At 65.8% G+C, this 25,439-nt stretch carries 25 protein-coding genes and 1 tRNA gene; 12 read left to right on the top strand and 14 right to left on the bottom strand.

Annotation, left to right across the window (positions count from 1 at the left end; genetic code table 11):
• Positions 1 to 2: 2 nt before the first annotated feature.
• Positions 3 to 398 (bottom strand): DoxX family protein, encoded by a 396-nt coding sequence (locus tag LJ760_RS06260; protein ID WP_227920692.1) that lies wholly within the window; start codon positions 396 to 398, stop codon positions 3 to 5.
• Positions 395 to 2,251, bottom strand: a complete 1,857-nt coding sequence (locus LJ760_RS06255; protein ID WP_331460710.1) for a glycoside hydrolase family 15 protein — start codon at positions 2,249 to 2,251, stop codon at positions 395 to 397. The genes LJ760_RS06260 and LJ760_RS06255 overlap by 4 nt, the downstream gene beginning before the upstream one ends.
• A gap of 228 nt (positions 2,252 to 2,479) precedes the next feature.
• Between LJ760_RS06255 and LJ760_RS06250 the strand changes: the two genes are divergently transcribed.
• Positions 2,480 to 3,685: a DUF445 domain-containing protein gene (locus LJ760_RS06250; protein ID WP_227920971.1), complete on the top strand. Its 1,206-nt coding sequence runs from the start codon at positions 2,480 to 2,482 to the stop codon at positions 3,683 to 3,685.
• 87 nt (positions 3,686 to 3,772) lie between these two features.
• Here the strand turns inward: LJ760_RS06250 and LJ760_RS06245 are convergent, their stop codons facing one another.
• The 3 genes from LJ760_RS06245 to LJ760_RS06235 all read right to left on the bottom strand — a co-directional run bounded on the left by LJ760_RS06245 (position 3,773) and on the right by LJ760_RS06235 (position 5,776).
• Positions 3,773 to 4,525 carry a hypothetical protein gene (locus LJ760_RS06245; RefSeq protein ID WP_442860639.1) on the bottom strand — a complete coding sequence of 251 codons (753 nt, stop codon included), beginning with the start codon at positions 4,523 to 4,525 and terminating at the stop codon, positions 3,773 to 3,775.
• A 158-nt stretch (positions 4,526 to 4,683) separates the two neighbouring features.
• Positions 4,684 to 4,953 carry a GlsB/YeaQ/YmgE family stress response membrane protein gene (locus LJ760_RS06240; protein ID WP_227920681.1) on the bottom strand — a complete coding sequence of 90 codons (270 nt, stop codon included), beginning with the start codon at positions 4,951 to 4,953 and terminating at the stop codon, positions 4,684 to 4,686.
• A gap of 190 nt (positions 4,954 to 5,143) precedes the next feature.
• Complete coding sequence (locus LJ760_RS06235) at positions 5,144 to 5,776, bottom strand: alpha/beta hydrolase (RefSeq protein WP_227920678.1); 633 nt, start codon at positions 5,774 to 5,776, stop codon at positions 5,144 to 5,146.
• A gap of 245 nt (positions 5,777 to 6,021) precedes the next feature.
• On the opposite strand from LJ760_RS06235, the gene LJ760_RS06230 reads away from it, so the two are divergent.
• From LJ760_RS06230 to LJ760_RS06215, 4 genes are read left to right on the top strand one after another with little or no spacing between them, the layout of a single operon-like run.
• Positions 6,022 to 7,068 carry a 1-phosphofructokinase family hexose kinase gene (locus LJ760_RS06230; RefSeq protein ID WP_227920676.1) on the top strand — a complete coding sequence of 349 codons (1,047 nt, stop codon included), beginning with the start codon at positions 6,022 to 6,024 and terminating at the stop codon, positions 7,066 to 7,068.
• Positions 7,068 to 9,272, top strand: coding sequence for a PTS fructose transporter subunit IIABC (locus LJ760_RS06225; RefSeq protein ID WP_227920674.1), 2,205 nt, complete (start codon positions 7,068 to 7,070; stop codon positions 9,270 to 9,272). Before LJ760_RS06230 ends, LJ760_RS06225 begins: the two co-directional genes overlap by 1 nt.
• A 31-nt stretch (positions 9,273 to 9,303) precedes the next feature.
• Positions 9,304 to 11,004, top strand: coding sequence for a phosphoenolpyruvate--protein phosphotransferase (ptsP, locus tag LJ760_RS06220; protein WP_227920967.1), 1,701 nt, complete (start codon positions 9,304 to 9,306; stop codon positions 11,002 to 11,004).
• A gap of 51 nt (positions 11,005 to 11,055) precedes the next feature.
• Positions 11,056 to 11,334, top strand: coding sequence for an HPr family phosphocarrier protein (locus LJ760_RS06215; RefSeq protein ID WP_227920671.1), 279 nt, complete (start codon positions 11,056 to 11,058; stop codon positions 11,332 to 11,334).
• Positions 11,335 to 11,542: 208 nt separating this feature from the next.
• Here the strand turns inward: LJ760_RS06215 and LJ760_RS06210 are convergent, their stop codons facing one another.
• The 4 genes from LJ760_RS06210 to LJ760_RS06195 all read right to left on the bottom strand — a co-directional run bounded on the left by LJ760_RS06210 (position 11,543) and on the right by LJ760_RS06195 (position 14,024).
• On the bottom strand, positions 11,543 to 12,280 hold the full coding sequence (locus LJ760_RS06210) for a hypothetical protein (RefSeq protein WP_227920669.1): 738 nt from the start codon (positions 12,278 to 12,280) through the stop codon (positions 11,543 to 11,545).
• Positions 12,277 to 12,960 (bottom strand): hypothetical protein, encoded by a 684-nt coding sequence (locus tag LJ760_RS06205; RefSeq protein WP_331460709.1) that lies wholly within the window; start codon positions 12,958 to 12,960, stop codon positions 12,277 to 12,279. The genes LJ760_RS06210 and LJ760_RS06205 overlap by 4 nt, the downstream gene beginning before the upstream one ends.
• A gap of 155 nt (positions 12,961 to 13,115) precedes the next feature.
• Positions 13,116 to 13,415 carry a GNAT family N-acetyltransferase gene (locus LJ760_RS06200; RefSeq protein ID WP_227920665.1) on the bottom strand — a complete coding sequence of 100 codons (300 nt, stop codon included), beginning with the start codon at positions 13,413 to 13,415 and terminating at the stop codon, positions 13,116 to 13,118.
• Between the two features lie 45 nt (positions 13,416 to 13,460).
• On the bottom strand, positions 13,461 to 14,024 hold the full coding sequence (locus tag LJ760_RS06195) for a hypothetical protein (RefSeq protein WP_227920663.1): 564 nt from the start codon (positions 14,022 to 14,024) through the stop codon (positions 13,461 to 13,463).
• Between the two features lie 201 nt (positions 14,025 to 14,225).
• Here LJ760_RS06195 and LJ760_RS06190 point away from each other — a divergent pair, with 201 nt between their 5' ends.
• Together LJ760_RS06190 and LJ760_RS17565 are read left to right on the top strand one after the other, a co-directional pair.
• Positions 14,226 to 15,311, top strand: coding sequence for an iron-containing redox enzyme family protein (locus tag LJ760_RS06190; protein ID WP_227920660.1), 1,086 nt, complete (start codon positions 14,226 to 14,228; stop codon positions 15,309 to 15,311).
• The gene (locus LJ760_RS17565) at positions 15,308 to 15,685 is read left to right on the top strand and encodes a CDGSH iron-sulfur domain-containing protein (RefSeq protein WP_442860638.1); all 378 of its coding nucleotides are present in this window, start codon (positions 15,308 to 15,310) and stop codon (positions 15,683 to 15,685) included. The genes LJ760_RS06190 and LJ760_RS17565 overlap by 4 nt, the downstream gene beginning before the upstream one ends.
• Positions 15,686 to 15,744: 59 nt before the next feature.
• On the opposite strand, the gene LJ760_RS06180 is transcribed toward LJ760_RS17565, so the two are convergent.
• Positions 15,745 to 15,817: transfer RNA gene (locus tag LJ760_RS06180), tRNA-Lys, on the bottom strand.
• Between the two features lie 150 nt (positions 15,818 to 15,967).
• Here LJ760_RS06180 and LJ760_RS06175 point away from each other — a divergent pair.
• The 3 genes from LJ760_RS06175 to LJ760_RS06165 all read left to right on the top strand — a co-directional run bounded on the left by LJ760_RS06175 (position 15,968) and on the right by LJ760_RS06165 (position 18,556).
• Positions 15,968 to 16,609, top strand: a complete 642-nt coding sequence (locus LJ760_RS06175; RefSeq protein ID WP_227920658.1) for a hypothetical protein — start codon at positions 15,968 to 15,970, stop codon at positions 16,607 to 16,609.
• 371 nt (positions 16,610 to 16,980) lie between these two features.
• Entirely contained in the window at positions 16,981 to 17,544 is a 564-nt protein-coding gene (locus LJ760_RS06170; protein ID WP_227920657.1) for a DUF47 domain-containing protein, read from the top strand.
• Position 17,545: 1 nt separating this feature from the next.
• A complete protein-coding gene (locus LJ760_RS06165) occupies positions 17,546 to 18,556 on the top strand; it encodes an inorganic phosphate transporter (protein ID WP_227920656.1) in 1,011 nt (336 codons plus the stop codon).
• 4 nt (positions 18,557 to 18,560) lie between these two features.
• Here LJ760_RS06165 and pstB read toward each other — a convergent pair whose 3' ends face one another.
• The 4 genes from pstB to pstS all read right to left on the bottom strand — a co-directional run bounded on the left by pstB (position 18,561) and on the right by pstS (position 22,652).
• Entirely contained in the window at positions 18,561 to 19,340 is a 780-nt protein-coding gene (gene pstB, locus LJ760_RS06160; protein ID WP_227920655.1) for a phosphate ABC transporter ATP-binding protein PstB, read from the bottom strand.
• Between the two features lie 31 nt (positions 19,341 to 19,371).
• Positions 19,372 to 20,481 carry a phosphate ABC transporter permease PstA gene (gene pstA / locus LJ760_RS06155; protein WP_227920653.1) on the bottom strand — a complete coding sequence of 370 codons (1,110 nt, stop codon included), beginning with the start codon at positions 20,479 to 20,481 and terminating at the stop codon, positions 19,372 to 19,374.
• Positions 20,481 to 21,413, bottom strand: a complete 933-nt coding sequence (gene pstC / locus LJ760_RS06150) for a phosphate ABC transporter permease subunit PstC (RefSeq protein ID WP_227920651.1) — start codon at positions 21,411 to 21,413, stop codon at positions 20,481 to 20,483. Before pstC ends, pstA begins: the two co-directional genes overlap by 1 nt.
• Before the next feature lie 117 nt (positions 21,414 to 21,530).
• Positions 21,531 to 22,652, bottom strand: a complete 1,122-nt coding sequence (pstS, locus tag LJ760_RS06145; RefSeq protein WP_227920649.1) for a phosphate ABC transporter substrate-binding protein PstS — start codon at positions 22,650 to 22,652, stop codon at positions 21,531 to 21,533.
• A 219-nt stretch (positions 22,653 to 22,871) separates the two neighbouring features.
• Here pstS and LJ760_RS06140 point away from each other — a divergent pair, with 219 nt between their 5' ends.
• Together LJ760_RS06140 and radA are read left to right on the top strand one after the other, a co-directional pair.
• Positions 22,872 to 24,002 carry an FUSC family protein gene (locus LJ760_RS06140; protein ID WP_227920646.1) on the top strand — a complete coding sequence of 377 codons (1,131 nt, stop codon included), beginning with the start codon at positions 22,872 to 22,874 and terminating at the stop codon, positions 24,000 to 24,002.
• A 44-nt stretch (positions 24,003 to 24,046) separates the two neighbouring features.
• The gene (radA, locus tag LJ760_RS06135) at positions 24,047 to 25,414 is read left to right on the top strand and encodes a DNA repair protein RadA (protein ID WP_227920644.1); all 1,368 of its coding nucleotides are present in this window, start codon (positions 24,047 to 24,049) and stop codon (positions 25,412 to 25,414) included.
• Positions 25,415 to 25,439 lie beyond the last annotated feature (25 nt).

Here is a 25,439-nt window from a genome sequence, read left to right as displayed (position 1 = left end):
CGCTATTTCCGCAGGTTCCATGCCCAGAGGATCAACGGCAGCTGGAGCGGGAGGCGGACACTGTGGATCAGTTTCTCTTTGTCCCCGCCGCGGGGGCCGAAGGCGCGCTGCAGGGCGGAGATGTGCCCCGCAATGAAGGCAACGTACATGGCCGCCGTCCCCGTCGCCGCCAGCCGCCGCGTAGCCGGCAGCAGCAGTCCGGCGGCGGCCGCGAACTCAATGACTCCGCTGACGTGCGTCCACTGGCGCCGGGTCAGCACACCGAACTTCCCCTCGGTATCGGTGCTGATGCTGCGCGGAACCACCGCGTTGTAGAAGCGCGGGTTGCGGAAGTGGTTGACGGCGCTGGTGGTCAGCAGGGCCGCCATGGCAGCTGCTGAGAGCGTCTGTCGGTTCATCGGGTTCCTTCGGTTGTGGGGACGGCCGCCCGCCGGGGAGCCGGCACTTGTGCAGCGACGGCGACGGCAATCGCATCGGCTGCGCGGACCAGGGCCAGGTGGGAAAACGCCTGCGGAAAGTTCCCGGCCATGGTGTTGTTTTCTGCATCATATTCCTCACTGAGCAGACCAAGCTCGTTGGCGTACCCCACCAACTGGTCCATCAGCCGCCGGGCCTGGGGGAGCCGGCCCGAGTGGGCGTACTGTTCCACCAGCCAGAAGCTGCACGCCAGGAAGGGGTTCTCCCCCGCCGCCAGTCCGTCCACCCCGGTATCGGTGGCGTAGCGCAGCAGGAGTCCGGAGCCGTTGACCAGCTCCGACTCCAGCCGGGAAACCGTGCCCAGCATTTTTTCGTCGTCGTAGGCAACGAAACCCACGTGCGGCAGCTGGAGCAGGGCAGCGTCCACGGTGCCGCTGCCGTAGAACTGGGTGAAGGAGTTCAGGGCGGGGTCCCAGCCGCGTTCCATCACTTCGTCGCGAAGTCCGTCCCGCAGCCCTTCCCAGACCTCCACCGGCCCGTCGAGCCCATAGGTCCTGGCCGCCTTGGCCGCCCGGTCGAAGGCTGCCCACATCATGACCCGTGAGTGGGTGAAATGCCGGGGCGTCCCGCGCATCTCCCAGATGCCGCGGTCCGGTTCCTCCAAGTGCTTTTCCAGGAAGGTCAGCAGCGCCCGCTGCAGGGGCCAGGAAAAGTGGTCCTCCGGCACGCCCCGGTCCCGCAGCCGGTCAAGGGCCACCATCACTTCGCCCACCACGTCGGCCTGGTACTGCCCTACGGCCCCGTTGCCGATGCGCACGGGTGCAGCTCCCGCATAACCGGGAAACTGCGGGAGGATCTGCTCCGGCAGTTCCCGTCCGCCGTCGACGGCGTACATTATCTGCAGGTCCTCGGGATCTCCGGCGACGGCGCGCAGCAGCCAGCTGCGCCATTCCAAGGCCTCCTCCTCGTAGCCGTGGGTCAGCATGGCTTCGAGCGTCAGGGCGGCGTCCCGCAGCCAGCAGTACCGGTAGTCCCAGTTGCGGTCCCCGCCGGCTTCTTCGGGCAGCGAGGTGGTGGGCGCGGCAACAATGCCGCCGGTGTCCTCATGGGTCAGGGCGCGCAGGACCAGCAGCGAGCGGCGTACCGCGTGTTCATAGGGGACGTTTTGAGGGCACTGCCGGCCCCAGTCCTGCCAGTAGCCGACGGTCCTCTCCAAGGCGGCGTCAACGTTCTGCCGGGGCGGTACCGGCCGGTGCGAGGGGTACCACGTGAGTTCCAGGTCAACGCATTCCCCGGCCCGGACTTCGAAGCGCCCCACGTGGCGGTGATCCTGGGCCGCCGGCAGATTGGCGCCGCGGAGCACCAGCGCGCCGGGTCCGGCAATGGCGGAAAGGTGCTCACCGTCGTCGTCCCGTCCCCGGAAAACCCAGGGAATGACCGTGCCGTAGCCGAAGCGGATCTGCAGTTCCTGCCGCATGTCCACACTGCCGCTCATGCCTTCGATCCGCCGGATCAGGGACGCCCGCCGGTCCTTCACCGGCATGAAGTCCGTGACCCGGACCGCTCCGGAGGGCGTCTGCCAATGTGTGCGCAGCACGAACGTGGACTCAACATACCCCCGGTGCGTTACGGTCGCTGCGGGATGTTCCGGTGCCAGCAGCCACCGGCCGTGGTCGCTGCTCCCGAGCAGCGCACCGAACACCGACGGCGAATCGAACCGCGGCAGGCAGAGCCAGTCCATACTGCCGGCCCGCGATATGAGGGCTCCGGTGTGCAGGTCCGAAACCAGCGCATAATCCTCTATGGGGGATGCCATGGCACTACTCAACCACACGGCGCCGAATCCTCGGTTCGTAGCGCATCTGCGGCAATCACTGATTAGATTGGGGTGGTCCCGCGCAGAAGTTCCTTACAGCGGATCGGCAGCGGGACCGGCACTGGATTAGGGAGCGGTATTGAAACACGCGTCAACCTCGAAGATGTCCTTCTCCGTGAAGGAGGTACACGCGTGAGCGTGGTTGCCCAGCCCACCGACGAGCAGCGCGCCTATGCCCTGCGGCGCATGAAAATGCTGGCCACGGGCCTGCTGATCCTCCTGGCCGTCATCTTCCTCTTTTCCTTCGCCCTGCAGGACAGGTACCCGTGGCTGGAATACGTCCGCGCTGCGGCAGAGGGCGGCATGGTAGGCGCCCTTGCCGACTGGTTCGCGGTCACCGCGCTGTTCAAGCATCCGATGGGGGTGAAGATCCCCCACACGGCCATCATCCCCGAGAAGAAGGACCAGATCGGGGCGTCCCTGGGCCAGTTCGTGGAACAGAACTTCCTGGCCGAAGACATCATCCGGGCCAAGCTCGATTCCATGCAGGTCGCTGCGAAGGCAGGCACCTGGCTGGCCCGGCCCGAGGGAGCCGAACGCGTCGCCACCGAAGGTGCCGCAGCCATCCGCGGGGCCCTGAGGGTACTCGACGACGACGCCGTCCGCGACGTGCTGGAATCCATGTTCCGCCGCCACGTAGTGAATCCGCAGTGGGGGCCGCCGGCCGGAAAAATGGCCCAGCGGATCTTCGAGGAGGGCCACCACCACCAGCTGGTTAACCTGATTGTGGACAGCCTGTCCGACTGGGTGCTGGCCAACCCCGAAGTGATCGGCCGGCTGGTAACCGAGCGTTCGCCGTCGTGGGTTCCCGCCTTCGTGGATGACCTGGTCGGCGAGCGCGTGCAGATCCAGGCCGAACGGTTCCTGATCGACGTGCAGGAAAACCCCAACCACCAGCTGCGCGTGGCATTGGACAACTACCTCACCGGAGTGGCCCGGGACCTGCAGGAGGACCCCAAGACCATGGCCAAGGCCGATGCGGTGAAGGAGCAGGTGCTGGATGACCCGCGCGTGCGCGAGTTGATGACTTCCACCTGGACCACCATCAAGAACGCGCTGATGACGGCCGCCGATGACCCGGACAGTGAACTCACCCGGAACTTCAAGTCCGCACTGCAGGACTTCGGTACGCGCCTGATCAACGAGCCGGAGCTCGCGGCCAAGGTGAACGGTTACGTGGCGGACGCTGCGGGCTACTTGGTCCGCACGTACAGCAACGACATTGCCGCCGTCATTACCGAGACGGTGGAGAACTGGGATGCGCAGGAGACCTCGGAGAAGATCGAACTGCAGGTCGGCAAGGACCTGCAGTTCATCCGAATCAACGGCACAGTGGTTGGTTCGCTGGCCGGGCTGGCGATCTTCACCATCGCCACGGCTGTGTTCGGCTGATCCCGGGTTCGGCTAAAAGGCACGCTTAGGACAAAAAGGCCCGCCGGCAAATGCCGGCGGGCCTTTTTCCGTTGAGGGACCGCTGCCCTAAGCGGACTTCTCCAGCTGGTCCAGTTCTCCTGCCAGCTGTCCGGGGATCGACGTCGGCGGTTCGCCGAAGGCTGCCCGGGTCGCCTTGATAACGCCCTTGCCCATGGCACGGTTGCCCACGCCGCCGACGATGGCACCCACACCCAGCGGCAGGGCACGTCCGAGCAGGGCGGTGCCCTGCTTGGCCATAACCCGCTTGAGGAACTGCTTGCGGATGCTGCCGCCCACCGAGCCCATCAGGCCGGAGGGCATGCTGCCCATGCTGCTGCCCCAGGCCTGAGCGGTTCCGCGTCCGGACAGGGACTGCATCATGGAGGTCCCTTCCTCGCCCAGCATGATGGCCATGACCATGGTCCGTGACTTCTCCGGATCGGCCAGCCGGACTCCGTGCAGTTCAGCCACGGACTGCGCGTACAGGGCTGTCGCCTCGAGGAAACCGACCGTCGCTGCGGCTGACAGGCCAAGTGCCGCGACGGTTCCCACGCCCGGAACCACGGCAGTGGCGCCGATGGCAGCGCCGCCGCCGGTCACTGCGTTGATGTAGTGCCGGTCCAGGATGCTGATCAGCTCGGCGGCATCGGCGGACGGGTTCTTGCGCTGCATCCTGCGGATGTTCGCCAGCACCAGTGGCCGCTGGACTTCCACGGCACGCTCGATGGCCTTCACAACGTGCGGCTTGGGCTTGCCGTCCGCGCCCATAGTGGCTCGTCCGGCCAGTTTGGCTGCGGGATTGAACTTACGTCGCTTCACAGAACTCTCCTCGGGGAAATCCGGTACAGGCTTCACACCTACGGTATTACTCCAACACCAGCGGGTTTTACCTAAAGCAAAGGGCGGGGTCCGGCGGAATATTCCGCCGGGGCCCCGCCCTCTAAATCAACGCCGCGTCAGCGGCGCGTACGCACTAATTAGGCGCGGTTGCTGCTCTTGCGGGTTACGAAGCCGTAGATCACCAGAACGATGAGGGCACCGACGATTGCAACGAGCCACGTCTGGATGGACCAGAAGTTCTCCAGCGGAACGTTGAACAGAAGCCCGCCGAGCCAGCCGCCCAGAAGGGCGCCGATGACACCCAGAACCAGGGTGGCGATCCAGCCGCCGCCCTGACGACCCGGGAGGATCATCTTTGCAATTGCACCTGCGATGAGACCAAGAATAAGGAACGCAATGAAACCCATGAGATTCTCCTTGCTGTGTGAGTGACAGTGATTTGAAGCATGACCTTGTGAGCCACGCTTTCCTCCAGACTACTTGATCAGCAACCTTACGTCACAGTCCGGAGGGAATTCCCATTCAGCTGGGTGTGTGTTAGGTACCGCGGGCGTGTCCCCATTTCCGCCCATTTCCCCTACGGCGTGTCATTCTCCCCTACGGCGTGTCGGGGGCAAGGTACCGGCGGAGGAAAACCGCTACATCCGTGATTTCACGAGTACCTATGGAATGCCCCATTTCCGAATAGGTCCGTGCCGTCAGCGCCACATTCTCGTCAAGCCACTGCGCGGTGTAATCCACTGCGTCTGCATTAATGACCCAGTCCTCCCGGTCCCGCCCCCAAAAGAACGGCACCCTCACGGGCAGCGGTTCCGCGGCAGCGAGGAGTTCGTTGCGGGCAATGAAACCGGAAAGGCCGACGACGGCGCGGAAATCCTGCGGCCTCAACCGCAGCAGCGTGCCGGCCATGGCCATGCCCTGGGAGAATCCCACCAGCGAGATTCCGGTGAACCCGTATTCCGTACGGGTCCGGTCCAGCCAGGCCAGCAGCGAGAGCGAGGATTCCAGGACCTCGGCGGTGTCCGAGTTCAGGAGCGGATCCAGCAGGAACCACCCGCTGGCTCCCCCCACATCCAACGGCCCCCGCACGGCGGCTCCGACAGCAGAAGCCGGCAGGGCGATGAAGAGCCGCTCCATTGCCTGCTCGCCGGATCCGTAGCCGTGCAGAAAGACCACCAGTTCGCGCCCACGGCGTCGCTCCGCCGGCTCGGACCACGTTACGTTTTCCATCGGTTCAGCGTAGCGCTGCACGCCGTTTGCAGGCCGTCGGCGCGGCGCCGCCCAAGGGCCATTGCCACGGGTGGTGCGGCAAAAGTAAAGTCGCACTCAGCGCATAAACGTGGCTGTTGCCACAGATCGCGGGCGTGCATGTATCCGAGCAGAAGCCACCAAAAGCACCGGGAACCGCACCGGCACGCCGTTCCCCTCCCAACAGCGGCCGGCCCTGGCAGGCACGGCCTGGACGGATCCCCTTTATGATCCTCACCCTTACTGCCAATCCCAGCCTGGACCGCACCGTTTCGCTCCCCGGGGCACTGGAGCGGGGAGCCGTCCAGCGTGCCGTTGCCGCGGGAGAAGAGCCGGGCGGCAAAGGCGTAAACGTCTCCCGGGCCCTGACTGTCTCGGGTATCCGGTCCGTTGCCGTCCTTCCCGGCGCCGACGCCGATCCCGTCATGGCCGGATTGCGGCAGGCGGGAGTCGAGTACTTGAACCTGCCCATCGCGGCGCCGCTGCGCAGCAACATCACGCTCACGGAGCCGGACGGCACCACCACTAAGATCAATGCTCCCGGTCCGCCGCTGAAGCCGGTGGAGCAGGAGGCACTGATCTCCCTGCTGGTAGGGGCCTGCACCGCCGGCGACAGCGGCCCGGGTTCCTGGCTGGTGCTGGCCGGCTCGCTCCCCCCGGAAGTGCCGCCGGACTTTTACGCATCGGTGGCCCATACCGTGAGGGACCGGCTGGGGGCCAAGGCGCCGCGCATAGCCATCGACTCCTCCGGACCGCCCCTCATGGGCGCGTTGCTGCACGGAGCGGAGCCGGACCTGCTTAAACCCAATGCCGAGGAACTCTCCGAAGCCACGGGGTTTTCCTCCGAAGCGGAACTGGAAGCCGACCCCCTGCTGGCGGCGCGGGCGGCGGGGATGCTGATTGAACGCGGCGTCGGTGCCGTCCTCGCCACCCTGGGTGCCAGGGGCGCACTGCTGGTCACTGCGCACGGAAGCTGGCTGGCCACCCGACCACCCGTGCAGGCCCGCTCGACGGTTGGCGCAGGGGATTCGGCCCTGGCCGGGTACCTGCTTGCCGACGTCTCCGGTGCGGCACCTCCGGACTGCCTACGGCAGGCAGTAGCCCACGGTGCCGCCGCTGCCTCCCTTCCCGGAACCACTGTCCCAGCCGTTACAGCTACTGATCCAGGAGCGGTAACGGTCACCACCCTCAACGGCACCCGGGGCACCCCTCGGGGAGCTGCCGCCGGGAGCGCCACCGCTTCGCCGTCGTCGTCTTCGAAGGAGGAAAGCTGATGTCGGACCTCATTACGCCGGACCTGGTCACATTGGACGAGAACCTGGGCACGGACAAGACCACTGTTATCGGCCATTTGGCCCGGGGTGTAGTGGCCGCGGGCCGGGCGACCAATTACGAAGACCTCTACGCGGATGCGATGGCCCGTGAATCGAAGACCGCCACCGGCGTGCCCGGCGGCATTGCGATTCCGCACTGCCGGTCCGCGGCGGTCACCAAACCGACGCTCGCCATGGCGCGGATTCGTCCCGCAGTGGACTGGGGAGCGAAGGACGGCCCCGCCGACATCGTCTTTTTCATTGCTGCTCCGGAAGGAGCGGACCAGGAACACCTCCAACTGCTCGCAAAGCTGGCCCGATCGCTCATCCGTAAGGACTTCACCGCCTCCCTGCGTTCGGCTACCTCGCCGGTGCAGATCGTGGAACTGGTTGACGGAGCCCTCGGGCTCGGCCCCGCACCGGACAGCGCCGGAAGCGCCGCCGGTGCGGGCGGCGCCGCTGCGGGCGGCGCCGCTGCGGCGGGTGCGGCCACCGGCGCCACTGCCGTGGGCAGCGACGCCGGCTCCCGCGACGGGGGCTCCCGCGACGGGGGCCAAACGGGCGGGGGCCAAGCGGACGGAACCGGCGACGGCGGACACGGAGCCGACGCTCCTGCTTCCGCGGGCGGTACCGGAGCAACCCACACGGACACCTCGAGGTCACGGCATCTGGTCGCCGTCACCGCATGCCCCACCGGTATTGCGCACACCTACATGGCCGCTGATTCCCTCGCCGCGGCAGCTGCCGAGCGCGGCGTCGACCTGCAGGTGGAAACGCAGGGTTCCGCCAAATCCACTCCCCTGGACCCCTCGGTGATCCGCAACGCGGAAGCGGTGATCTTTGCCGTCGACGTCGATGTCCGGGACAAGGGGCGCTTCGCCGGGAAACCGCTGATCAGCGGACCCGTGAAACGCGGCATCGACGAACCGGGCGTGATGATCGACGAAGCCCTCAACGCAGTCAATGACCCGAATGCCCGGCGCGTGTCCGGAGGCGGCGGCGGGGAGGAGAACGAAGGCGGCTCCGGCTCCGGCGGGGAAGGCTTCGGCGGACAGCTCAAGCGGGCGCTGCTGACCGGCGTCAGCTACATGATTCCGTTTGTTGCCGGCGGCGGTCTGCTGATTGCCCTCGGCTTCCTCCTGGGCGGCTACGAGCTCGCCCTGTCGGTCGACGACGTCGCCAACGGAGACCGGATGCTGGACGGCACGTCGATCCTTAATCCGCCGCCTGAAGGGGTGATCCCCTATCTCGGAGCCGTGTTCTGGAAGATCGGCTCCCTGTCCATGGGCTTCCTGGTGCCTGCCCTGGCCGGTTACATTGCCTATGCCCTGGCCGACCGGCCGGGCATCGCACCGGGCTTCACCGCAGGCGCCGTGGCGGTGTTTATGGATGCCGGCTTCATCGGCGGCATCATCGGCGGCCTGCTGGCCGGTTACGCGGCCCGCTGGATCGGCGGCTGGAACGTTCCGTCGTGGATGCGGGGGCTGATGCCGGTGGTCATCATTCCGCTTTTGGCGTCGATCATAGCCTCCGGCCTGATGATGCTGGTCCTGGGCGGACCCATTGCCGCCTTGACCCTGGGACTGAATGACTGGCTGACCGGCCTCACCGGTGTGGCGGCCATCGGCCTGGGCATCATTCTTGGCCTGATGATGGGTTCCGATCTGGGTGGTCCGATCAACAAGGTGGCGTACGCGTTTGCCGTTGCCGGGCTTGGAGAAGGCAGCTTCGAGAACCAGGTGCCGTGGGAAATCATGGCAGCGGTCATGGCAGCCGGCATGGTCCCGCCGCTGGGCATGGCTTTTGCCTCCACGGTGCTGGCAAAGAACCAGTTCAGCATGGCCCTGCGCGAGAACGGAAAGGCGGCGTGGCTGCTGGGTGCGGCCTTCATTTCGGAGGGCGCCATCCCGTTTGCCGCTTCCGATTTCTTCCGGGTCATTCCCTCCACCATGCTGGGCGGTGCGGTGGCCGGTGCGATCTGCCTGGGCACCGGGGTAACCTCACAGGCACCGCACGGCGGTATCTTCGTGTTCTTCGCCATCGGCAACCTGCTGATGTTCATCGTCGCCATACTGGCCGGAGCAGCTGTTACCGGGTTCGTTTACGTGGCTTTGAAACGGTTCGTGAAGCCCCGGAAAAAGGTGGAGGAACCAGCAATTGCCTAAAGCACAGTCGATGAAGAGGAAGGCTTAGATGATGCGGACCATCCAGGGAATCGGAGTCAGTGCCGGACGCGTCCTCGGCCCCTCGCGCCGGATGCCGCCTCCGGTGCCCGAGCCTGATGCCGAGGCGAAACCAGCCCCGGGCAGCACGGTGGACGGGGAGAAAAGCCGCCTCAAGGATGCCGCTGAAGCAGTCCGGGGGGACCTCAAGCACCGGGCGGAAACCGCCTCGGGAGATGCAAAAGCCGTGTTGGACGCCACCGCCATGATGGCTTCCGATCCCATGCTGCTCAAAGCGGCGGGCAAACACATCAACGCAGGCATGGCTACGGACCGGGCCATCTGGGAAGCGGGCATGGAGGTAGCCGCCATGCTCCAGAGCCTCGGCGGCTACATGGCTGAACGGACCCAGGACGTGCTGGATGTCCGCGCCCGGATTGTCGCCGAACTCAACGGACTGCCGGCACCCGGGATTCCGGCTTCCGATGTTCCCTTTATCCTCACGGCCGTGGAGCTGGCACCGGCCGACACGGCAACGCTGGACCCGGCAATGGTGATCGGACTGGTCACCAGCGAGGGCGGCCCGCAGTCCCACACGGCAATCCTCGCCCGCTCCCTGGGCCTGCCCGCCGTGGTCGGAGCCCCCGGCGCGGACGAAGTTCCTGATGGAGCCGAAATCTATCTCGACGGCGCGGCCGGCACCGTGGTGGTGGAACCCGGGGAAGAGGAACGGGAGGCTGCGCACAAATACGCGGCCCGCTCCGCACTCCCGGCATTCAACGGCACGGGCTCAACCTCGGACGGGTACCTGGTGCCGTTGTTGGCCAACGTGGGATCAGGGAAGGACGCCCGGGCCGCGGCGGAGGCAGGTGCCGAAGGAATCGGGCTGCTCCGCACGGAGTTCTGTTTCCTCGGCAGGGATACCGAACCCACCATCGAGGAACAGGTTGCCGCCTACGGTGCGGTGTTCGAAGCATTCCCCGGCCGGAAGGTAGTGATCCGGACCCTCGACGCCGGCGCGGACAAGCCGCTCCCGTTCCTGACGGACGCAACGGAGCCCAACCCGGCGCTGGGGGTACGCGGATTCCGGACCGACCGTTCCACGCCTGGTGTCCTCGCCCGCCAACTCGAGGCTATTGCCGCTGCCGCCGGGGCCTCCACGGCGGATGTCTGGGTAATGGCACCGATGGTCTCCACCGCGGAGGAGGCCGCCGACTTCGCGGTGATGTGCGCCGGAGCCGGACTCGGCATGCCCGGGGTGATGGTGGAGGTGCCGTCGGCGGCCATCATGTCCGAAGCCATCCTTTCGCGGGTGAGGTTTGCCAGCCTGGGCACCAATGACCTGACGCAGTACACCATGGCCTCGGACCGGCAACTGGGTTCACTGGCGTCGCTGAACGACCCGTGGCAGCCGGCTGTCCTGCAGTTGATTTCCGCCACCGTGGCCGGTGCGGCAAGAGCCACGGCCCTGGACCCGGCGGCCGGCGCCAGGACCGTGGGTGTTTGTGGTGAGGCAGCCGCCGACCCCGCACTCGCCGTCGTCCTGGCCGGCATGGGAGTGAACACGCTGTCGATGACCCCCCGGGCACTGTCCACCGTGGGGACGGTCCTGGCTTCCGTGACCCATGACCAGGCGAAAGAGTTGTCCGCGAGGGCCCTGGCGGCACACTCCGCGGCCGAAGCGCGCACCATTGTCCGCAGCCGGCTGCCCATCCTCGAACAGCTCGGACTGTAGGCGGGCAAGGCGGAACAAAAGCCAGCAGCTTAACCACGGAAGGAACGAAAAATGGCAGAACGCAAAGCCACAGTGGCCAGCAGGGTGGGACTCCATGCCCGGCCGGCATCGATCTTCGCGGAAGCGGCAGCGGCCCAGCCCGTCGACGTGACCATAGCGATGGAAGGGGAACCGGCCGAAGAGGCAATGGATGCCTCGAGCATGCTGTCCCTGATGAGCCTTGGCGCATCGCACGGAGATGTGGTGGTGCTGCGCTCGGACGGGGAGGGTGCGGAAACGGCCCTGGAGGAACTGGCCAAGATTCTCGAGACGGATCTGGATGCGACCTAGGCAGCCCGGGCAAGAGGCGGGGCACTCATCCGTTCTATGAATGTCCCGCCTTTTGCTTTCAGTACCGGCTATTCCCGGAAATGACGAAGCCAACGGCAGTGCCGCTGGCTTCGTTGCAACTTCACGCTGACCCCCCACAGGCAGCGGACGTTACATATTCATTATTCTGGCATACAAACATGAAATCGTGAACAACTTTACCTAATTGTCACCTTGCGTAGCTATGCGTCAGCAGGCTTTGCTTTTCTTTCTTTTTTGCGGCGATACCGTAGACGGCTACGGCAGCGAGCCCAGCCGTGAGGATAATGACCGAGGAATGCGGCAGGATGTAGTCCCAAACACCGGTCTGCTGTCCGGTCACCCACAGCGCCGACCAGATCACGATCTCGGCAAGGGCAACGCCTACCAGCGCCGATCCGACCCGCAGCAGGGCAGGCCGCCTCCCGGTCGCAGCGACACGGAAAGCGGGAACGATCAGGCAGGCGGCTATATAGGCGGGATAGATCCGTCCCAGCACGGCGTAGGCCCAGACGGGTTCCTGGTTTATATAGCCGTTGAGGCCCGGGGAAGAGACCGGCATGTCGCACATGCTGAACAACACGGTGGTGGCAATGGCTGTTGCGGCCAGTACTACGAGTCCGGGGAGCCCCAAAATGATTCGGCGTACTTTGGGAGCCTGGAACGCCGCAGCGGCACTGCCGCCAATGAGCGCCACGACTCCGTAGGTCGCATAACGGAGAACCAGGTTGGCGTGATTTGCTCCGCCCAGCAAAGCATCCGCGGGAAGGTAAATCGACGGAATGCTCAGCGCGACTCCTATGGTGGCAGCGGCAAGCCCCCAAAAGAGCATTGGATTGCGGCCCTGGATAGCCAGCGGCAGCCGAACCAGGGTAAAGACAGCCACAACGGCCAGCGCGCCAAACTGAATGGCAGAGGCTATATTCATCCCAGGTTCTCCAAGAGCGTTAGATCATTCTCCACATCGTGTTCATACTTCCTTAGTTGCTTTCCCACCCCGTCTAAACGGTCCCGGGCCAGGAACATGAGTTCGGAATCGCTGAGTGCAGCCAATGCCTCCTGCTGGCCCTTCTGCGGCCAGCCGGCCTCTCCCGGCGTGACCAGCCCGGTGGCCACCAAACCGCCCGGGAGTGAAGCACCCGCAATCCGCGCCGCTTCCACGGCCAATTCGGGCGCCAGCCGGCCCGCTGAAAGCTGCGCCGAAATATTCTGCGGTGCAACTCCGGTCTTGGCACTAAGCTGCTGGCGCAGGTCCCCCGGGTCTACCGCCTCGAACCAGGAACGGATCGCGTTCCGGTGCGGATATTTGGCAAGGTCAGGGCATTCCGGGGGTCCGGACTGGGTGGCCCGGGCCAGGATCACCTGCAGGATGCAGACGTAGGAAACCTGGCTGATGAGTTCCGCGGGCGTGGGCCGCCAGGGCCCGCCGAGCAGGTCGGAGTATTCCTCGAAATCCGACAGTGCCTCAACCGGGTTTTTTCCGTACGCCCTGGCCACCCGGACCACGGTAATTTCCGATACTTTGCCCCGGACAATCTGCTGGGTCAGGGTGGAGCGCTTGATGCCCGTCCGGCGGCAAACGTCTGCGTTGGATTCGCCCGGGGCCACTGCGCTGCGCCAATTCTGGAAAGACCTGGCAGACACCGCCATCTTCGGCCCCCTCGATTGGATTTACCCGGACAAATGGAATTATACTGTTGGAACTGGCTTCCCCTTCTGCGTTCCCCCCATATGCAGAGCGGGAAGCCAGCTTCAATTAACGGCTAGTCCTGCGGCCAGGACACGTGGTGGCTGTATTCCGGATGCTTGCCAAGGTATGCGGCCATGTAGGAGCAGTACGGCTTGATCCGTCGCCCGCCGCTCACAATGTCCTCCACGGCGTATCGGGCCAGGCGCGATGAGTAGCCCTGATGCCGGAACGCCGGCTCCATTTCCGTATGGGTCAAAGCAACGCCGTCCGGCTCCACCTGGTAATCGGCCATACCCACGAGGGTGCCGTCCAGCCGCAGTTCGTACCGGTTCAGCGCTTCATTGCGCGTGACACTGATGTCTTTGCTAGTCATGGCCCGAGACTGCCACGCATTCCCACCACGGTCCAGTCCCCGCCGTCAGGCCGCCTGCCCGCCGTCAGCGGTCGCTTCCGCGCGGCGCAGCGAGTCTTCCAGCGTGGTGACGGCTTCGGCGTAGGCAGCGGCCTCCGCCGCGGTTCCCGCTTCGGGGCGCAGTTGCTCGGCAACCTTCAGCGCCCGGATAAAGGTCCGCGTTTCCGGGGTGCGTACGTCCAGCAGCTGCGGGTTTTCCGCCGCGAGCCAGGGGTCCAGTTCATAGGCACTCCAGCGAGCCAGGACTTCCCGGTGCCGGGCGGCAGCGGCATTTACTGCGGCCTCCAGCTGTTGGCGTTCGCGGTTCCGGCGACGACGGCGGTCCCGCCGCCCCACCCAAAGCGCCGCCGCGATACTGCCCGCCACCACAACGGCTCCGACTGCGGCAGATGCGGCCGACGTGGCAGCCAACACCCACGCAGCGGTCAGGAGCACTCCCAGGAACGCGGAGAACCCGACCCAGAAGAGGTTTTCCCCGTCCCGGGTACCGAGCGCACGGTCCACACCGGCAGACCCAGCCACCAGCACTGCCGCCAGCAGCAGCAGCGGCAGAACCGTTGAAGGATCCATACCGGGCATATCCACCCTCCTGCGCATTGTCGTCTTTGCCTCCATTGCACCGAACCCCGCGGCAAAGGTCAATGCCGGCCCCGGCCGCCCGGCAAAACAGGCCCCTCCGGGCTACACCAAGTATGCTGACGGTTGGATTCGTTCCAACCACCCCATGAAACCCGCCGGAAAAGCACTTTGTAGTGCGTTGTAAGGAAAGCAATGAAGATTCCCGCCCCGAGAGGCCCCGTCAGCGCCACCTTGATTGACCTCCTCCAGAACCGCGGCGGAACAGGTCATGCCAACGCCTACGGTTCCTTGAACCTGCTGGTGGACGAAGCACTGGCTGCCACCGCGGATCTGTTCCGTGACGAAGACCTCCAGCTGGCCCTGTTCTGCCTGTACGAGCTGCATTACAGCGGACTGGACGGAGTTGACGACGCGGCAGAGTGGGATCCCGAGCTGATCCGCGTCCGGGCACGGCTGGAGGCGGCATTCGAGGATGTGCTGCGCCGCACGGTGCCCGTCCCCGAGCTGCCCGCACCGAATAGCGAAGCCGTCGCGGAGACCCTCTTCCGCCTGGCAGCCGACGACGACGGCCCCAGCGTCTCCCGGTTCATTGCCAGCAAGGCCAGCGTGGAACAGCTTCGCGAGTTCCTGATCCTGCGCTCGGTCTACCAACTGAAGGAAGCGGATCCGCACAGCTGGGCGATCCCGCGCCTGCCGGTGGGCCGCGCAAAGGCAGCGTTGGTCGAAATCCAGGCCGATGAGTACGGCGGCGGTCGGGTGGAGCGGATGCACTCGAAGCTGTTCGGCACCACCATGGAGGGCCTGGACCTGGAATCCGGCTACGGGTACTACATTGACCAGGTTCCCGCCCTGACCCTGGCCTCCTCCAATGCCATGTCGCTCTTCGGACTGAACCGCCGGCTGCGCGGCGCCATTGCCGGGCACCTGGCGGCGTTCGAGATGACGTCCTCGATCCCCAACTCGTTCTACGCCCGCGGGTTCCGCCGGCACGGGTTCAGCGACGATGTCACCTACTACTTCGACGAGCATGTGGAAGCCGATGCCGTGCACGAACAGATTGCCGCCCGGGACCTGGCCGGCGGCCTGGCCGAGGCTGAACCCGATCTGCTCGCCGACGTCATCTTCGGCGCCGCGACTGTCCTGGCCATCGATGCGATGCTCGGCGAAGACCAGCTGAAGGCCTGGCAGGCGGGCGAGTCAGCACTGCTTCGTCCCCTGGTGAACGACGGCGGCCCGGCGGCGCTGGCCGCAACTGCGGCCGCCGGAGTAACCCCGTGACGGCTCCGGCGGCCGGCCCCGTAGATGAGAAGGACGCCGCGCAGGACGCGCTGACGGAGGCGAACGCCGAACAAGCGGACGTCCAGGCGGAGCAGGCCGGCGCCGGAACCTGGGAGACACGGGAAGGAGCCGCGCCCGCTTCCATCGTGGCCTGCCCCAACGGTCCCCTGCTGGTCCGCGGCGACTTTGAAATTGTCACGCCTGACGGCATTCCGGTACCCCGTGACCGGGAAACCGTTGCCCTGTGCCGGTGCGGCGGTTCGGCCATCAAGCCGTACTGCGACGGCACCCACAAGTTGATGAAGTTCGATACCACTCGCCGTCGTCCGGTTCCGGCACCGGCACGCAAGGCGGCGGAAGACGCCTCGGAATAACGGCGGTGCCGGACACAGAAATGGCTTGCCTTCACTGAAGGCAAGCCATTCTTGTTCGGTGCGCCCAGCAGGGCTCGAACCTGCGACCCACGACTTAAAAGGACGTTGCTCTACCAACTGAGCTATAGGCGCTCCACCGGCCCCGGCTTTTGACAGCTTGCGGACCGACTGTCCCACTTTATCGCACACCACACAGATCGTGGAAAACTCCGGTCTGGAGCACGGCAGGGCGCCCCTGGGACCGCCTCGATTCCGCGTAAAGGCCGGAGTATTCTTCGAAGTATGAGTGAGTCCAATTCAACGCCGCGCCATCACAAGCCAAAGCCTCTTGCACCTGTGGACTTCGCCAACTTCCCCGGCGGTGCCGATCCGGCACGCGTTTCGGAGGCGGCCCATCTTGCCGCCCAGGCGCTGGTCCACCACGGCCGCGAGAGCACCGATCCGGAAGTCACCCGCCGGCTCGTGGAACTGACCGACCAGCAGGGGGTGGAAGCGGTGGCCGAGATGTGGGCTGAAAGCCCCGCCCGGTCCCTGCCCGGCGCCCTCTGGCGCCTCTATGCCCTCCGCGCATCCATCCAGCGGAACCCGGAACGGATCGCCGCCTACTACGCCGCCGGCAAAGACGTTGCACAGGTATCCAAGGTAGTCGCCGGAGTAGCCGAGCCCCTCGGAGCGGACGAAGTGCGGGCCATGGCGGACACCATTCTTTCCGGTGCCTTCGAAGGTGAGTTCGACGTCGCGCTGGAGCGTTTCGCCGCATTCTGCCGCGTAGTGGCCCTCGGCCAGGCCAACCATGCCGATTCCTCGGAGGCCTCCAACGGGGACCGGGCCACCCTGTTGACCCGCAACGCGCGCCAACTGGTACATACGGCCGAGGATTTGGAGCACTCGGCAGCCGCCTGGCGGCGCGGAGAGCTCGACTAGCCGTGCCGTGGCGCACACAGTGCCAAGCCCCACAGTGGCGCTCCTCACAGTGCCGCCCCGGGCCGCATGGCCGTGTTGACATCACCGGCCGAGCGTAGAAAACTGAAATCGGTGTCGGACTGCGGAACCCCCGGGCTTCAACTCTGAGCCGCTTCGAGCGGCCTTCCGCCGAGAGGCGCTCCCGGTCCGGCACCGTTACTTTTCCCCAGCTGGTTCCCAGCGGATTCTTTCGCGGGCTTTCCCGTAATTCCAGCCCCTCCATCGGATATTCTTGGGGCTGTGAGCACCCTTACTTCCCCGGCAGACGTGCGTCCAGCGTGAAGCTTCAACTCTTCCCCCAAGAGAATGCAGGCCTTGAGCTGCTCTCCCGCATGGCATCCCAACTGCTGCGCGGCACCAGCATACTGGCGGAGATCCTCGGAGCAGAACCGGAGGAATTCGACCGGCTCACCGAGCAGCTGCATCAGATCGATGCCGAAACCACCGATCTGCACTTTGCACTGATGACGCAGATGCGGACCAGCTTCATCAACCCGCTCCCCCGTGAAGACCTCTACGAGCTTTCCCTGCTCCTGATGTCCGCCATGGAGTGCCTGGACGCCTCTGCGGAAACCATTTCCCTCTACAAGCTCACAGGGGTGTCCCGCCGGGCTTCCGAGCAGCTGGAAGTCATCGGCCGGCAGGCTGAGCTGACCGCCGCCGCCATGCGCCGGCTCGCTTCGCTGGAGGACCTGGAAGAGTACTGGATCGAAATGCTCCGGCTGGCCCGGCGGGCCGAGCGGTCCCGGCGGATCTGGGTGGCTGAGCTGATGCATGAGTACAAGCCCATGGCCTATGCCCGGCACCGGGACCTTGCCGATCAGCTTTCGGGAACCTCGGCGCAGCTGCGCCTGGCGGCAACGTTCGTGGGCGGCGTCCTCGTCCGGGAATCCTAGGGTGGCCACCCTCCTCCTGGCCGGCGTCGTCCTGCTCGCCGGAGCCTATGCCTTCCTCAACGGCTTCCATGACGCCTCCAACTCGGTGGCCACCTCCGTCCGGACCCGGGCACTGACCCCCACTGTGGCGATCCTGCTGGCCGCCGGCTTCAACCTCCTGGGTGCACTCGTGAGCACCGCACTGGCCGTTGCCCTGACCGTCCGGTTTGTGGATCTCCCGGCCGGCCCAGAGGGCCTCGGCATCCTGATTGCCGGGCTGCTGGCGGCCTGCGGATGGGGGGTGTGGACCTGGTGGCGACGGATGCCGTCGTCATCCACTTCCGCCCTGGTGGGCGGGCTGGTGGGTTCCGGCGCGGCCTCGACCCTGGTGGGCGGGCACAACATAGCCGAGTCCTACCGGCTGATCTGGGAGCAGATAGCCCTGCCGCTGCTGCTGTCCCCCGTGATCGCCTTTGTACTGGCTTACCTGCTGGTTTTCCCGGCCACATGGCTGATGCGTTACAGCTCTCCGCGCCGCGGGGACGCCGGAAACCGGATAGCGCAGTCCGTCTTCACCTCCGCCTTCTCCCTGGGGCACGGGATCCAGGACGGGCAACGGACCATGGCTGTGGTGGTGCTTGCCCTGCTGGCCGCGGGGCAAACTTCCGAAACCGGCATTCCCCTCTGGGTGCAGCTCTTTGCGGCGCTGGCCCTGGCCGCCGGCACGCTCTTCGGCGGCTGGCGGATCACGCACACACTGGGGTACCGGCTGGTCCGGATGGACCCGCTGCGGGGCATGAGCGCCCAGGCGGTCAGCTCCGCCATGCTGTTCCTTGGTGCGCTCTGGCTGCACATTCCGCTCTCCAGCACCCAGACCATGACGTCGGCCATCGTCGGCGCCGGCACCAATCAGCGCTTTTCCACCGTCCGCTTCATTCCGCTGCGGGAAATCCTCGTCACCTGGCTGGTCACGGCACCCGTAACCGCGCTGCTCGGCGGGATCCTGCTGCTGGCCCTCAGTCCGCTCCTGTAACCGCCTATCCGAAACGTCCGGAGACGTAGTCTTCCGTGGCCTGCTCGGCGGGGTTGCTGAAGATGACCGGAGTGTCGGCGTACTCGATCAGCCGGCCGGGCTTCCCGGTGCCGGCGATGTTGAAGAACGCCGTCTTGTCCGACACCCGCGCTGCCTGCTGCATGTTGTGCGTAACGATAACCACCGTGTAGTCACTCTTGAGTTCCTCGATGAGGTCCTCGATGGCCAGCGTCGAGATGGGGTCCAGGGCGGAGCAGGGCTCGTCCATCAGGATCACCTCCGGCGACACCGCTATGGCGCGGGCTATGCACAGGCGCTGCTGCTGGCCGCCGGAAAGCCCGGAGCCCGGCTTGTCCAGGCGGTCACGGACCTCTTTCCAGAGGTTGGCGCCGGTCAGGGACTTTTCCACCAGGTCATCGGCGTCGGCCTTCGAGATGCGCTTGTTGTTCAGCTTCACGCCTGCCAGCACATTGTCCCTGATGGACATGGTGGGGAACGGGTTGGGCCGCTGGAACACCATGCCCACGTGGCTGCGGACGGTGACCGGGTCAACGCCCGGTCCGTAGAGGTTCTCCCCGTCCAGCAGCACTTCACCTTCGACACGTGCGCCGGGAAGTACCTCGTGCATCCGGTTCAGGGTCCGCAGGAAGGTGGACTTGCCGCAGCCCGAGGGGCCGATGAAGGCGGTCACGGAGCGGGGTTCAATGTTGATGTTGACGTCCTGGACGGCGAGGAAATTGCCGTAGTAGACATTCAAGTCTTTGACGTCGATGCGCTTGGACATGGTTTCCTTCTCGGTAAATCGCTTTACAGGGCTAGCGGGAGGTCCGGGGGGCGAAGATCCGGGCAATCAGGCGGGCGCCCAGGTTCAGCAGCATCACCATGATGATCAGGATCAGGGCGGCCGCCCAGGCCCGCTGGGTACTCGGATCTGTGTTGGTCGGGGAGGTGGGGCTCATCAGCTGCCGGTAGATGAAGGTGGGCAGCGTGCTCATCCAGCCCGCAAACGCGTTGAAGTTGATGGTGTTGACGAAGCCGGCGGTGACCAGCAGTGGTGCCGTTTCCCCGATCACGCGGGCGATTGCCAGAGTGACGCCGGAGGCAATGCCGGAAATCGCGGTGGGGACCACAACCTTCAGGATGGTCCGCCACTTACGCACGCCCAGGGCATAGGAAGCTTCCCGGAGTTCGTTGGGCACGATCTTGAGCATTTCCTCGGTGGAGCGGACCACCACCGGGATCATCAGCACGGAGAGGGCGACGGCGGCGACGAATCCGGTGCGCGTGCCCGGCCCGAAGACGAGCCCGAAGAACGCGGCGGCGAACAGGCCGGCCACAATCGAGGGGATACCGGTCATTACATCTACGAAGAACGTGATGGCCCGCGAAAGTGTTCCGCCCCGGCTGTATTCCACCAGGTAGACGGCGGCGAGCAGGCCCACGGGCACCGAAATGACCGTGGCCCAGAAGGTGATCAGCAGGGTGCCGACAATGCCGTGGTAGGCGCCGCCCAGCACCGCGGTCCCGTTCTCCATCGTGGCGTTGTCAACGGCGCCGGTCATGCCGCCCATGGAGGTGAGCAGGAAGTCCGGGCTGAGGCCGGGCAGTCCGCGGACCAGGACGGTGAAGATCACCGATACCAGGGGCAGCAGCGCCAGCAGGAAGGCACCGCAGACCAGGTTCGTGGCGAGGCGGTCCACTGCATGCCGCTTGCCCTCCACGATCCAGGTGACAACCGTGCCCCCGATGACGAAAAGCACGGCGGTGAAGATTGCGAAGGACGTGACGGAGAAGCCGATGAGGGCGGACAGTGCCGCACCCAGGATCAAGGCAGCGGCCAGCACGATCCAGGGCGTATAGCGGGGCAGCCTGTTCTTGGTCAGCAGGGACCCGGGACGGCCGAGGGCGGAGGTTGTATCGAGCATCAGTTGGCTCCCGAGAATTCTTTGTGGCGGCTGATGATCCAACGGGCAATTATGTTGACCGCCAGGGTGATCAGGAACAGCACGAGTCCTGCAGCGATCAGTTCCGAGAGCCGGAGCCCGAATGCTTCAGGGAAGTTCAGGGCGATCTCGGCGGCGATGGTCTGGTTGCCGGGCCGGATCAGGCTGGCGATCAGACCGCCGGAGGAGAGCACGAGCGCCACGGCCATGGTTTCGCCCAGCGCACGGCCCAGCCCCAGCATGACGGCACTGACGACGCCGGGACGGGCGAAGGGGAAAACAGCCATCCGGATCATTTCCCAGCGCGTGGCACCCATGGCCAGTGCCGCTTCCTCGTGCAGCTTGGGCGTCTGCAGGAAGATCTCCCGGGTAAGGGAGGTAATGATCGGCAGCACCATCACGGAAAGCACAATGCCTGCCGTGAGCATGGTTTTGCCGGTCTGGCTGGCGGGACCGGCAAAAATCGGAATCCACCCGGCGTTTTCGGCCAGCCAGTTATACGGACCCACCAGCGCCGGGGCCAGCACTGTCATGCCCCAGGCACCGTAGACCACCGACGGGATGGCCGCGAGCAGGTCCACCAGATAGCCCAGTCCCTGCGCGAGCCGCCGCGGGGCATAGTGGGAAATGAACAGGGCCACGCCGATTCCCACCGGTGTGGCGATCAGCAGCGCGATGAGTGCGGCAATGACCGTGCCGATGACCAGCGGCAGGATGTACTGCCCGAACCCGCCGCCGCCGGAGATGTCCGCCGGATCGGCCATGAACGTGGGCAGCGCCTGCCACATCAGGAAAACCGCCACGCAGAACAGGACGAACAGGATCAGGCACCCGGCTGTCACCGTAATGCCGGAGAAAATCTTGTCTCCGGCGCGGCCCGCGCCGCTTTCTCCCGTTATGGACTTGCTGGACACTACTCACCCTTCGAAATGCGTTGCGTGCAGACTCTTTTATCAGTGTAGGTACTCCGCCATGGAGCGGACCCTGCCCTCCCCGTGCTGAGACCCGGGGAGGGCAGGATGGTGGTCGGGTTAGGAACGCACCTGGATGGAATCCAATGCAGTTTCGGCCCGGCTCCGCAGGCTCTCGGAGAGCGGGGCACTGCCCGCGGCGTCGGACGCGGCAGCCTGGCCCTCGTCGCTGACCACATAGTTACCGAACGCACGGACCAGGTCCACAGTCTGCTGGTCCTCATAGCTGGTGCAGAACACGTGGTAGCTCACGAGCACCACGGGGTAAGCACCCGATGCTGCCGTGTCGCGGTCCAGGTCCATGGCCATATCCGCTTCCGGACGGCCTTCCCCAGTCACCGCGGTGGAGGATTCGACGGCGAGTGCGGCGGCGTCGGCGCTGAACGGTACGTAGGTATCGCCCACCTTGACGCTGACCTTGCCCAGGGAGCCGGCTGCCGACGCGTCGGCATAGGTGATGCCGCCCTCAGTGGAGGTCACCGTGGAAATAACGCCGCCGGTGCCGGAGGCGCTTTCCCCGTTCGGCAGCCCGGCCGGCCATTCGCCTGATGCCTTATCCGTCCACTTTTCGGGTGCCGCTTCGGCCAGGTATTCGGTGAAGTTCTTGGTGGTGCCCGATTCGTCGCCGCGGTGTACCGCCGTGATGGCGGTGTCCGGCAGCTCAACTGCTTCGTTCTGCGCGGCGATGGCCGGGTCATTCCATGTGGTGATCTCGCCGCGGAAGACCGCTGCAATGGTCTCTGCGTCGAGGTTCAGGTCCGTTATGCCGGGAAGGTTGAAGGCCACGGCGATCGGTGAGATGTAGACGGGAACGTGGATGGCGCCGTCGGGTCCGCAGACCTCCGCGGCCGCAGCGGTTTCCTCTTCATCAAGGTAGGCGTCGGACCCGGCGAACTGGACGCCGCCGGCCAGCAGCGCTTCCCTGCCGGCGCCCGAGCCGTCCGGTGAATACTGCACCGACGCTTCCGGATTGGCTGCACCGAAGCCCGCGATCCAGGCCTGCATGGCCGCATCCTGGGAGGAGGCGCCGGCACCGGAAAGGGTGCCCGTGACGGAGCTTTCCGAACTCCCCGCAGTCGGGGCCGCGGAGGGTGCAGCGCTGTCCGTGCCGCAGGCGGCCAGGCCGAGTGCGGCAACAAGTGAAACTGAAAGTACGGATGCAGCGCGGTTCAAAACCTTCACTATCGTGTCCCTTTCGAAGGGTTCATTCGGCGCGGGTGCGCCGGGAAGCTGATTGCGGAAAAGCAGTCGAGCACGCGGAACCTCCAACACGTTCCTGTCCAAGGGTGGCGAAGCAAGGTGAACGGAAAGTTAACGCCCGCCGGGCAGCCGAAGAACATCCGTGGCCGCCGAATGTAACGCCGGATACATGTTGCCCCCGGCTCCCCCTAGACTGGTTTCATGCCCCAACGCAGCTCCTTCGCCAAAAGCCGGGGTTTCCTGCAGAACCGGGCCCGCGTAGGGCTGCAGCGCAGCCGCAATTCCGTGGTGCCGGCCCTGCAGATGACCATCTGCGCCGTCGGAGCGTATGCCTTTGCCGAGTACGTGCTCGGGCACGAGGGCCCACTGTTCGCCGCGACGGCCGCCCTGATTTCCCTGGGGTTCTCCCGGGAACCGCGGACCCGCCGGGTGCTCGAGGTGGGAATCGGCTGCACGCTGGGCATCACCATTGGCGAAATCCTGCTCACCCTGCTGGGCAACGGCCTGGCCCAGGCCGCCGTCGTCCTTTTTCTCTCGGTGATGCTGGCCCGCTTTTTGGACCGCGGTGTCATTTTCACTACCCAGCTGGGGCTGCAGTCCCTGCTGGTGGTGCTCCTGCCCGCCCCGGACGGCGGTGTGTTCACCCGCAGCGTTGACGCCATAGTGGGCGGCGTTTTTGCCCTGGTGGTGACCATGCTGGCGCCGCGGGATCCGCGCCGGGAACCGAAGTCCAACATCCGCGAGCTCCTGCACGAACTGTCTGCCGTGCTGCGCCAGTGTTCCGAAGCCATCGCCAAGAGCGATTCCACCATTGCCTGGCATGCGCTGGTCCGGGCCCGCAACACCCAGCCCCAGCTGGACACCCTGGCCCGCAGCGTCCGGGATGCACGGGAAGTCGCCCGGATTTCGCCCGCCTACCGGCGGTACCTGGCGGAACTGGGAGATCTGCGCGGCTCCATCGGTTATCTGGACCTGGCGGTCCGCAACAGCCGGGTTTTCGCCCGCCGGACGACGTCGGTCATTAACCATGCGTCGCTGGGTGACGAGGCCATCGAGAACGTGTCGGAGGTGCTGAACGAGACGGCCGATGCCGTGGATGTCCTGGCCCGCGCGCTGGGCGGCGGGGAAGGCCCGGACACCCGGCTCCGACACCTTCGCCAGGCCCGGAACGAGCTGGCCGCGGTGGGGACGCGCCTGCATCCGAAGTCGCTGGGCATCACGGATCTGCAGGGCGACGCGCTCATCATGCTTTTCCGCCCCCTCGTGGTGGACCTGCTGGAATCCACCGGACTCACCCACGAAGAGGCGGTTACCTACCTCTCGGAGGTCTGAGCCTGCCGGAAAAAAGTGTCAGTGCCGCGGGATAGCCTGATTCCATGGCAACAAAGACTGCACGGCCCAAGACCGCCAACTTCCGCTGCTCGGAGTGCGGCTGGACGACAGCCAAATGGGTTGGACGCTGTGGCGAGTGCCAGGCCTGGGGAACGGTGGAGGAATCCGGCGAAGTCCTGGCCCGGACCACCGCAGCCGCCGTGGTTGCCCGCCCGGCCCTGCGGATCGGCGAGGTAGACGCCACCACTGCCGCCTACCAGGCCACCGGGGTAGGTGAACTGGACCGCGTCCTGGGTGGAGGCCTGGTTCCCGGTGCGGTGATCCTGCTGGCCGGGGAGCCCGGCGTGGGTAAGTCCACTCTGCTCCTCGACGTCGCCGCCCGTGTCGCCGGCCTGGGCCGCGACGTCCTGTACGTCACCGGAGAGGAATCCACGGCACAGGTGAAACTGCGTGCCGAGCGCATCGGCGCCGTGTCGGAGAACCTCTATCTCAGTGCGGAAACGGACCTCAGCCAGGCCCTGGGCCAGGTGGAGCAGGTCTCCCCCGGGCTGCTCATTGTCGACTCCGTCCAGACCCTGAGCAGTACCGCCGTGGACGGCAGCGCCGGCGGCGTCAGCCAGGTCCGCGAGGTGGCCGCGTCTTTGATCAATGCGGCGAAGACCCGGAACATGACCACCCTGCTGGTCGGCCACGTCACCAAGGACGGCTCCATCGCCGGCCCCCGGCTGCTGGAGCACCTGGTGGACGTGGTGTGCCAGTTCGACGGCGACAGGCATTCGAGGCTTCGGCTGCTGCGTGCGGTCAAGAACCGCTACGGACCCACGGACGAGGTGGGCTGCTTCGACCTGACCGAAGACGGCATCGAAGGGCTCGCCGACCCCAGCGGGCTCTTCGTCTCGCGGACCAAGGACCCGGTCTCGGGCACCTGCATCACCGTCACACTGGAGGGCAAGCGGCCGTTGGTCGCCGAGGTCCAGTCCCTGGTCGCCGAAACCGGAAATGCCCAGGCCCGCCGTGCAACCAGCGGCGTTGACGCGTCCCGCGTCGCCATGCTCCTGGCCGTTCTGCAGCAGCGGGCCTCCATGAGCCTGGCCAAGGATGACAGTTACGTCTCCACCGTCGGCGGCGTGAAGCTTGGCGAGCCGGCCACGGACCTGGCAGTGGCGCTGGCTGTGGCGTCGGCGAAGATGAACAAACCGCTGCCGGCCCAGCTCATAGCCTTCGGCGAGGTTGGACTGGCCGGGGAGGTGCGTCCGGTACCGGGTATCGCGCGGCGGATCAACGAGGCCGAACGGCTCGGTTTCACGCACGCCGTCGTTCCGGCTTCCCCGAACGGACCGGGAAACGTCCCCTCCGGTTTCAAGGTCCGGGAGGTCTCCACGTTGGCCGAGGCGCTGGAGCTGCTCTTCTAGCACTGCCGTATTCGAAGATCCCGGG

Source organism: Arthrobacter sp. zg-Y895, from assembly GCF_020731025.1.
Taxonomy (GTDB): Bacteria; Actinomycetota; Actinomycetes; order Actinomycetales; family Micrococcaceae; genus Arthrobacter_B.
The sequence above is the reverse complement of the archived record's forward strand: the minus strand, read 5'-3'. Positions and strand labels throughout refer to the sequence as shown.

Excerpts from the sequence above, each read along its gene's own strand:
- pstA (WP_227920653.1), bottom strand. The coding sequence starts at position 20,481 with ATGCTCGATACAACCTCCGCCCTCGGCCGTCCCGGGTCCCTGCTGACC.
- LJ760_RS06190 (WP_227920660.1), top strand. The coding sequence starts at position 14,226 with ATGAAGATTCCCGCCCCGAGAGGCCCCGTCAGCGCCACCTTGATTGAC.
- LJ760_RS06240 (WP_227920681.1), bottom strand. The coding sequence starts at position 4,953 with ATGGGTTTCATTGCGTTCCTTATTCTTGGTCTCATCGCAGGTGCAATT.
- LJ760_RS06175 (WP_227920658.1), top strand. The coding sequence starts at position 15,968 with ATGAGTGAGTCCAATTCAACGCCGCGCCATCACAAGCCAAAGCCTCTT.
- LJ760_RS06140 (WP_227920646.1), top strand. The coding sequence starts at position 22,872 with ATGCCCCAACGCAGCTCCTTCGCCAAAAGCCGGGGTTTCCTGCAGAAC.
- LJ760_RS06200 (WP_227920665.1), bottom strand. The coding sequence starts at position 13,415 with ATGACTAGCAAAGACATCAGTGTCACGCGCAATGAAGCGCTGAACCGG.
- LJ760_RS06195 (WP_227920663.1), bottom strand. The coding sequence starts at position 14,024 with ATGGATCCTTCAACGGTTCTGCCGCTGCTGCTGCTGGCGGCAGTGCTG.
- LJ760_RS06235 (WP_227920678.1), bottom strand. The coding sequence starts at position 5,776 with ATGGAAAACGTAACGTGGTCCGAGCCGGCGGAGCGACGCCGTGGGCGC.
- LJ760_RS06170 (WP_227920657.1), top strand. The coding sequence starts at position 16,981 with ATGGCATCCCAACTGCTGCGCGGCACCAGCATACTGGCGGAGATCCTC.
- ptsP (WP_227920967.1), top strand. The coding sequence starts at position 9,304 with ATGCGGACCATCCAGGGAATCGGAGTCAGTGCCGGACGCGTCCTCGGC.
- LJ760_RS06260 (WP_227920692.1), bottom strand. The coding sequence starts at position 398 with ATGAACCGACAGACGCTCTCAGCAGCTGCCATGGCGGCCCTGCTGACC.
- LJ760_RS06225 (WP_227920674.1), top strand. The coding sequence starts at position 7,068 with ATGTCGGACCTCATTACGCCGGACCTGGTCACATTGGACGAGAACCTG.
- LJ760_RS06250 (WP_227920971.1), top strand. The coding sequence starts at position 2,480 with ATGAAAATGCTGGCCACGGGCCTGCTGATCCTCCTGGCCGTCATCTTC.
- LJ760_RS06215 (WP_227920671.1), top strand. The coding sequence starts at position 11,056 with ATGGCAGAACGCAAAGCCACAGTGGCCAGCAGGGTGGGACTCCATGCC.
- pstB (WP_227920655.1), bottom strand. The coding sequence starts at position 19,340 with ATGTCCAAGCGCATCGACGTCAAAGACTTGAATGTCTACTACGGCAAT.
- LJ760_RS06230 (WP_227920676.1), top strand. The coding sequence starts at position 6,022 with ATGATCCTCACCCTTACTGCCAATCCCAGCCTGGACCGCACCGTTTCG.
- radA (WP_227920644.1), top strand. The coding sequence starts at position 24,047 with ATGGCAACAAAGACTGCACGGCCCAAGACCGCCAACTTCCGCTGCTCG.
- LJ760_RS06210 (WP_227920669.1), bottom strand. The coding sequence starts at position 12,280 with ATGAATATAGCCTCTGCCATTCAGTTTGGCGCGCTGGCCGTTGTGGCT.